Annotated in this window: 5 protein-coding genes; 3 read left to right on the top strand and 2 right to left on the bottom strand. The window is 42.6% G+C overall.

Annotated features, from left to right (window positions below; translation table 11 throughout):
• Nucleotides 1–114: 114 nt before the first annotated feature.
• The 3 genes from DSL64_RS26150 (at nucleotide 115) to DSL64_RS26140 (ending at nucleotide 2,372) form a co-directional block, all read left to right on the top strand.
• The gene (locus DSL64_RS26150; RefSeq protein ID WP_115833915.1) at nucleotides 115–516 is read left to right on the top strand and encodes a hypothetical protein; all 402 of its coding nucleotides are present in this window, start codon (nucleotides 115–117) and stop codon (nucleotides 514–516) included.
• 113 nt (nucleotides 517–629) lie between these two features.
• Nucleotides 630–2,093, top strand: coding sequence for a nicotinate phosphoribosyltransferase (locus tag DSL64_RS26145; protein ID WP_115833914.1), 1,464 nt, complete (start codon nucleotides 630–632; stop codon nucleotides 2,091–2,093).
• 42 nt (nucleotides 2,094–2,135) lie between these two features.
• The gene (locus DSL64_RS26140; protein WP_115833913.1) at nucleotides 2,136–2,372 is read left to right on the top strand and encodes a DUF3820 family protein; all 237 of its coding nucleotides are present in this window, start codon (nucleotides 2,136–2,138) and stop codon (nucleotides 2,370–2,372) included.
• A gap of 61 nt (nucleotides 2,373–2,433) precedes the next feature.
• On the opposite strand, the gene DSL64_RS26135 is transcribed toward DSL64_RS26140, so the two are convergent.
• The gene (locus DSL64_RS26135; protein WP_115833912.1) at nucleotides 2,434–5,241 is read right to left on the bottom strand and encodes a M16 family metallopeptidase; all 2,808 of its coding nucleotides are present in this window, start codon (nucleotides 5,239–5,241) and stop codon (nucleotides 2,434–2,436) included.
• A 158-nt stretch (nucleotides 5,242–5,399) separates the two neighbouring features.
• Nucleotides 5,400–8,363, bottom strand: coding sequence for a DNA polymerase III subunit alpha (locus tag DSL64_RS26130; RefSeq protein ID WP_115833911.1), 2,964 nt, complete (start codon nucleotides 8,361–8,363; stop codon nucleotides 5,400–5,402).
• Nucleotides 8,364–8,392 lie beyond the last annotated feature (29 nt).

The following is an 8,392-nucleotide window of genomic DNA, read 5'->3' as shown; positions in this document are numbered from 1 at the left end:
CATTGCATTCTTTTCTCGCTTTTCCAGTAGAACGAGATCAGCAATGCTTTCCTTAATAATGTCAGCATATTTCATACTTAAATATACGACTTTTTATTTTGAAATTAGTATTATATGGATGGGACACTTATATTTTGGAAGTTTGAAAATCCGTTGACCCAAGGTTTTAACAAGCAGCAGGAGCTTGAATATTTTTATCGTTACGATTTCACTCCCGGTGAATCTTATGGTGGGGCGGGACTTGAGTTTATCGAAATTAATCTTCTGGCAATAGATCGACAATTGAGCATTGGATTGAGAGGTAAGGAGATACAATATGTCAAAAACGGACAGCTTGTAAAATCTGAAGTGTACGTGCAATATGGTGATTGTGAGAATGGATATCCTAATACTATTTACTTCGTGAAGAGACGTCTATGGCGCAGATTTTATGAAATCTTCTTTAAGGCGCGATCTGAAGAGGGATTTGTGACTAGAGAAATTGATCTGTCAAAAATTTTTGCTGGACTTGAATGATCTGTCGTTGGAATACACCGTTAACTCCTGCTATGAATAAGTATTAACGGAGTATGAAATTTAAATAGCCGGGATTTTTTAGTAAATAGGCATTTCAAACTAATGACACCAATATGATTAACCGGCTTTACGACACTTCACTTGGATTACTTACTGATTTGTACCAACTCACCATGGCTTATGGCTACTGGAAATCCGGAAAGGCAGAGCAGGAGGCTGTGTTTAATTTGTACTTTCGGAAACATGCTTTCCAGGGTGGGTTTACGATTGCCTGCGGACTAAGCAGCGTAATAGATTATCTGAACGAATATCGCTTCGACGAGGCGGATCTTGAATACATAGGCTCTCTTACAGGGAATGACGGCAAAAAGCTTTTTGAATCCGGTTTTCTGGACTACCTGAGTAAAATGGAGCTTAAATGCAGTGTAGATGCAGTTCCGGAAGGTACAGTTGTTTTTCCTAATGAACCTTTGCTTAGGATTCAGGGCCCGATACTGCAATGCCAGCTGTTGGAAACACCATTATTGAATCTGATCAATTTTCAGTCATTGGTGGCGACCAAAGCGGCTCGTATGCGTTTGGTGGCAGGTGATGATACTTTGCTGGAGTTTGGTTTACGCAGGGCTCAGGGCCCCGATGGCGGAATGACAGCCAGCAGGGCAGCCTATATCGGAGGATTTGATGCTACTTCGAATGTACTTGCCGGTAAGCTCTATGGAATACCGGTAAAAGGAACGCACGCGCATAGCTGGGTGATGTCGTTTGACAGCGAACTGGAAGCTTTTGAAACCTATGCACAGCACATGCCTAATAACGTAACGCTGCTTGTTGATACGTACGATTCATTACAGGGTGTGAAACATGCGATAACAGTAGGGAATAAGTTGCGCGAACGAGGTTATGATTTGGGAGCGATTCGACTCGATTCCGGTGATTTGGCCTATCTGAGTATAGAAGCGCGACGATTGCTGGATGAAGCAGGTTTTGAAAAAACGGGAATTGTAGCCAGTAACGACCTAGACGAATACATCATGGATAGCCTTAAAATACAGGGAGCCCGGATATCTGTGTGGGGAATAGGGACTAAGCTTGTCACAGCATTTGATCAGCCTGCACTGGGTGGTGTTTTTAAATTGGCCGCGATTCGAAATGAAGAAGGGGAATGGGATTATAAACTAAAACTTTCTGAGCAGGCTATTAAGGTTTCAACCCCGGGAATTCAACAGGTGCGTCGTTTTAAAGATCAGAAAGGTTTTGTGTCTGATATGATCTTTAATATTGAAATGCCACTGCCGGGCAAATCAACCATGATTGATCCTTACGATTTTACCCGAAACCGCTCTTTTTCGGAAGCCGTAGCTTATGAAGATTTACTTGTGCCGGTATTCTCGGATGGGCATCTGATCTATACCTTGCCGTCGATTCACGAAACGCGGGAGCGGGTGAAAGATCAACTGACACATTTTCACAAAGGCATCAAACGGTTTGTAAACCCGCATACTTATCCTGTAGGTCTGGAAAAGCAGCTGTTTGATCTGAAAACAGATTTGATTGTCAAACTCAGAACAAATGAATAGGTATGCTGACAACCAGCAAATTCATTTTAAAAATATAGATTGATGGAGAATGTACCGCCTTTTGATTCAACCATATTGAAAGAGCTGATCACCTATCGGATGCCATTTGGTAAACACAAAGGTCAGTTGATTATAGAATTGCCCGTTTCTTATCTTGAATGGTTTGAGCGCGAAGGATTGCCGCAGGGAAAATTAGGTGTCATGCTCAACACGATGTATGAGATCAGGTTGAACGGACTGATGTTTCTGATTGATGGCTTAAAAGCCAGAGTGAGGTGAAAAAACAGAACGGCGACCATGCTGGAATGCATAGCCGCCGTTCTGTTCCCAGAGAAAGTAATTACTTTTTCTCAGGCATCAGAACCATCTTAATCAGATTATCTTCATTAAAATATTTGTTGGCAGCCACTTTGGTGCTGTCGACCGTAATAGATTTAAGCAATTTTTCACGCTCGAATACTTCTTCAAGATCATCCCCCAGAAAAACATTGTCATCCAGGTAATCCAGCCAAAAGTTATTTGTTTTGATCGCAATTTCCATTTCGCGATTGCTTTCAGCTACAAACTTTTCAATATCCTTTTTGTCTGCACCGTTGGTTTTGATCTTACCGATTTCGTCAATCGTTCGTTTCACCAACTTGTCTACATTTTCGGGAGCGCAACCAAAACCGATACTGAAACGGTAATGTCCGGAGGGGATTTTTTCGGTGCTCTGAGACACACCTACGCCATAAACACCACTTTCTTCTTCACGAAGAGCCTCAATCAGTTTGATCTGTAAAACTTCCTGCAGTGCTTCAATCTGAACATTGTTTTCCGGGCTATAGTCATATTCTCCGCTCAGAATCAGCGATACCTTGCTCTTTGGTTCCATCCCTTTGTAAACCGTTTTTTCTATACGTCCCTTCGGCGGAAAAATGTTAGGATGTTTAAAAGTATCATCACGATCCGTTGAAGGAAGTCCTCCAATGTATTTTTCAAGAAGTGGTTTGATTTCTTCTATCTTGAAAGCACCTACAAATGTGAAGATAAAGTCAGAAGCATCCGCGAACCTGTCCTTATACATAGTCAGAGCTCTGTCCAGATTGACTTTGTCAATGGTCTCAGGAGTAAGCGGGCGGCGATCCGGATTATGATTGGTGAGTATTGCGTTGAGCGAGTCCGAAAACACTTTATCGGGAGTGACGGTTTTCTGCTGGTTTTCCAGGTAAGCTCTTTGATTCGCCAACAATCCACCTACTACTTCTGCGTCTTTCCTTGGTTCGGTGAAGTAAGCATACACAAGTTGCAATGTAGTCTCCAGATCTTTAGGATTAGTACTTCCGCCAATTCCTTCAGTCAGTTCGCTGATATAGGGCCCGGCATTAACAGTTTTTCCCGCCAGAAATTTCTGAAGCTGAGTCTGGTTATACGGCCCAACGCCGCCCGATTCCATCATGTAACTGCTGAACATACCTGTGGGACGTTCGCCTGGAAAGAGAGAATAGCCTCCTTTGGCAGTTGCTTTCAGTAAGATTTGGTCGTTTTTAAAATTGGTAGGCTTCAGCATCACTTTTACTCCGTTAGACAAAGTAAGCTCCGTCATTCCCAACTTTGGAAATTGCTTTTCAGAAACCACTTTTCCTGCTTTGGGTTCTGTGGAAAGCAATGGAGAGTCCAGCACATCGTCGACATAAGCCGTAACATCTTTTCCGCTTTCAGCGAGGATTTTCCTGATCTGAGCTTCTGCCAGCATATCCGCTTTGCTTTTTTCCGGACCCATCAGTACCACCGAGCGGTTTTTATCTGTAATGTATTTGCTGGCTACATGGTTGATTTCAGTAACTTTAATACCGTCAATATTCTTTTTCACCAGGTCAAAATAGGCTTCAATACCCATGAATGGCTTATCGTTCAGGAAATGGCCGATGTATTCCCTCGTGTAATTCACAGATTTCGTTTTGTCTTTTTCTTTAAAAGCTCGTTCTGACGCGTTTAGCATATCTTTTTTAGAACGATCCAGTTCTGCTTCTGTGAACCCGAATTTCTGAACCCGGGCATTTTCCTCTAAAACCGCTTTCAACGCGACTTCCATGGAGCCTGCGTCTTTGGCCAAGGCTACAGATGTATAGGCATCCAGGTCACCCATAAAACTGCCGTACTGGCTCATGCCAAATAAAAACGGAGGGTTGGCTTTCTGGGTAAGTTCCTGCATACGCTGGCCAATCATGGAGTTGTAAAGGCCGATAATGATATTGTCACGAACATCTTTCAGTGTTTTTTCTTTTTGTTCAGGTTGCTTGTAAATCACCTGAATCAGGTTCTGAGGATATTCCGGATCTGTTACAATGGCTACATTGGTGGAGCCGTCAAGCGGAATACGGTAGGTAGGTCTTTGTTTGGGTTTGGTCGGGGCAGGTATGGAACCAAATTTTTGCTTAATAGCTGCCTCGACCACATTCGGGTCAAAGTCGCCAACTGCTATCACAGCCATCAGGTCAGGACGGTACCAGTCTTTGTAAAAAGCTTTGATTGTCGCGGGTTTGAATGTTTTCAGAATACTGTCTTTCCCGATTGGCAAGCGCTCAGCATAGCGGGAGTTATTCAGAATTTGTTTCAAAAACTGATCACGCATACGTTGCTGCGCACCTCTTCCCATACGGGATTCTTCGAGCACAACGCCTCGTTCTTTCTCTATTTCTGACGGATCAAGTAAGGCACCGTGTGCCCAATCTTCAAGTACCAGAAGTCCTTTATCAAGCAAGCCTGCCGAATCAGTAGGAATGGGTAGCTCATATATGGTTTCATCAAAACTGGTATAGGCATTCAGATCCGCGCCAAAACGAACCCCGGTTTTCTGTAGAAAGTTGACAAGTTCGTTTTTAGGGAAATGCGTGGTCCCGTTAAAATTCATGTGCTCCATGAAATGTGCTAACCCCTGCTGATCGTCCGTTTCCAGAATAGATCCTGCTTTAATGGCAAGTCGCAATTCAGCTCTGTTCTTCGGCTCTTCATTTTTCCGAATGTAGTAAGTTAGTCCGTTTTTAAGTTTTCCGATCCGGACATTAGGATCCAACGGTACTTTTTTTGATAAATCCTGAGCAGATAAAGAAGGGGTTATGCCAGATGCAGCTCCGAAAAGACAACAAATGAAAAAGAGTTTTTTCATTATTTTTAGTTTGAATTGATAAAATACTTTAGAAACGAAATATATAGGTAATGCTTATCATTCCCAAAGTGTTGGTCAAATGTTTGAGGTGTTGTACCCGATCGGGTATATATTGACAATCATTTACATTTTTATATCTTATCGGGTATAGTTTACTCCTAAAACCTCTCCGCGGAATCCATTCGTGTCATTTCCGAAACTTCTATAGTCAGAAAGCCGAATTCTTCGGTCACCTTACCTGATATTTTATATACACCTCTTCCTGAAAACCGGTATCTGGCTGCAACAGGTGGGAAGTGAACAGTATCGATAAATTGGCCTTCCTGATCCAGAAACGTGCCAAAATACATGGTTTCCCCGTTGGCTGTTCTGGTGTTTTTAGTGGCCACCAAATAGCCGTATTGCACCACATCCTCATTGATATACAGATGAAGGTCACTTGACATTACACTTCGTGGAATCCCATATTTGACAAGTTCAAAAGGGCTGCAAAGCGGAAAGCCGATCAGTTCGATCTGGTCATAGGCATCGTCGATCGGGGAGGACTCGAATGACGGTAGCGCGAAATCTCTGGTTTCAGTTTGGAATAATTTTTTCTGAGGCGTTTCCTGCGTTTTATTGATGCGGAAATGTGCTTTCCATAATAATGTTTTTTTATCCAGACCTGTAAACCGGAATGCGTCAATACGTACCAGAATCGTGATCTGCTCAATCGATATGGCTACCCGATCAAGAAAATCGTTCAGAGATAAAAACTGGCCGTCTTCCTCTCTGGCACGGACAATTTTTTCAATTGTTTTCTCTTCGATGTCCTTTAACAATGAAAAACCGAGGTAAATATCTTTGCCATTGATAATCGTTTCACTACGACTGTGATTGACACAGGGTGCCATCATATTGGCTCCGAGCATCCGGGCTTCGTGTACATACAGCTCAGGAGAATAAAATCCGCCTCCATTGTTGAGTACTGCGACCATATATTCCAGCGGATAATAAGCTTTAAGGAAAAGTGTCTGGTAGCTTTCTACAGCATAGGAAGCAGAATGTCCTTTGGCAAAGGCATATCCGGCAAAGCTGGCAATCTGATTCCAGATATCATTCATCACTTTTTCTTCATAACCTCGCGCTTTGCAATTGATAAAATATTTACGTTTTACGCGTTCAAATTCATCTCTTCCGCGAAATTTTCCGCTCATTCCACGTCTGATCACATCCGCTTCTCCCAGTGTGAGTCCGGCAAAATAATGGGCTACTTTGATTACATCTTCCTGGTATACCATAATACCATAAGTATCCTTCATCAGATCCAATAAAATCGGGTGGGAATCTTTCATTCGTTCCGGTTTCTGATGGCGCAGGATGTATTCGCGCATCATACCACTTTTGGCAACACCCGGCCTGATAATAGAGCTGGCCGCCACAAGTCCGAGGTAATTGTCTACTTCCAGTTTTTTGAGCAGCATGCGCATAGCCGGCGACTCTACATAAAAACACCCGATGCACCTGGCCTCTTTAATCAGGTTATTGATTTTAGGATCTGTCTTGAATTTTTTGACGTCATCGATATCAATCTCCGGTGATTCAGGTCGGTTATAACGGATTACTTCCAGCGTTTCTTTGATTTTGGCAAGTCCCCTTTGTCCGAGTATATCATATTTATTCAAGCCTACATCCTCCGCAATGACCATGTCAAACTGTGTGGTAGGAAATCCTTTGGGCGGAACATCGGTAGCCGTGAAGTAATGAATTGGCTTTTCAGAAATAAGAATACCGCCCGCGTGAATGCTCAGGTGATTGGGTTGATTATTCTCCCTAAGATATTTAGCATAATTAATAACAAGGCCTGATAGCTGATCCAGTTTGGTTGGATCATATTTGCCGTCACTGAGTGCATCTATTTCATAAGCAGGCAATCCGAATACTTTTCCCAGTTCGCGAACTGCAGCACTGTGCTGGAATGTACTGTACGTTGCCAGTAAGGATGCCTGTCCGTTCTTTCCATAAGTATCAAAAATGTAGCGCGTTACATCTTCCCGATCACGCCAGGAAAAGTCTATGTCAAAATCAGGAGCATTTTTGCGGTGAATGTTCATAAACCGCTCAAAGTATAAATCCAGCTCAATGGGGTCAACATTAGTAATATTGAGCAGATAGGCAACAATGCTATTGGCGCCGCTTCCACGGCCTACATAGTAATATCCCTTGTGCCTGGCGTAACGCAGGATATCATGATTGACCAGAAAAAAAGGGATAAAGTTCTGCTTCTGGATCAGATCGAGTTCTGAGGCGATTCTGTCAAAAACCAAATCAGTGACGCTGTCACCATACCGATGACCGATTCCGTCGTAGGTTAGTTTTCTGATCAATTGATAATCCTCAGCTGCATTCCTGGTAAAAACGCGAAGATTTTGATGTTCTTTATTATCTCCGAATTGAAAGGAAATGTGACAGGATTGCATCAGCTTTTCGGTGTTTGTCATGATTGTGCCAAACTCTTTGAAGTGATAGCGGAGAATATGGCAGGGGAAGATTTGTTCGTTTTCGTTCGCGGTTTCTAATGGAGATAATTTACTGAGAATTGTATTTCCGTCTATTGCTCTGAGCAGTCTGTGGGCATTGAAATCTTTTTTTGTACGGAAAGTCAGCGGTTGCAAAATCACCATTTTCTTATCGGAGTGACGTAATGGTGAAAACTGAATTTTTATAGGGTCTGTGTGGGCGACACCTATGTATTCATCTTCAGTAAAAACTGTTTTTCCTGTTCGAAGCAGTTGCTCATAAGGATAAATAAATGCTATATTTTCTGAGCATGGAGCCTGATCAGGAAACGGCTCTCCCGAAAATAGGTGTTGAGACAAAAATGCATTTAACTCCTGGAAACCGGCATTGTTTTTGGCTAATCCTACGTATTGTTGCCCGTTGCCGTTCCTGAAATCGATACCTACAATAGGTTTGATGTCATATTTCGGAGCCATTCTGATAAAATTCAGGCAGCCCGAAGTATTATTGATGTCGGTAAGTGCAATGCATCCATAGCCATTTTCTTTGCTCAGTTTGAGCAGTTCTTCTTCGGGAATCAAACCGTAGCGGAGGCTGAAGAAAGAGTGGCAGTTGAGTAGCATTTTAAATCAAAATTGGTACAGGTCTTTTG

Origin of the sequence: Dyadobacter luteus, assembly GCF_003383615.1 — a bacterium.
GTDB lineage: Bacteria > Bacteroidota > Bacteroidia > Cytophagales > Spirosomataceae > Dyadobacter > Dyadobacter luteus.
The sequence above is the reverse complement of the archived record's forward strand: the minus strand, read 5'-3'. Positions and strand labels throughout refer to the sequence as shown.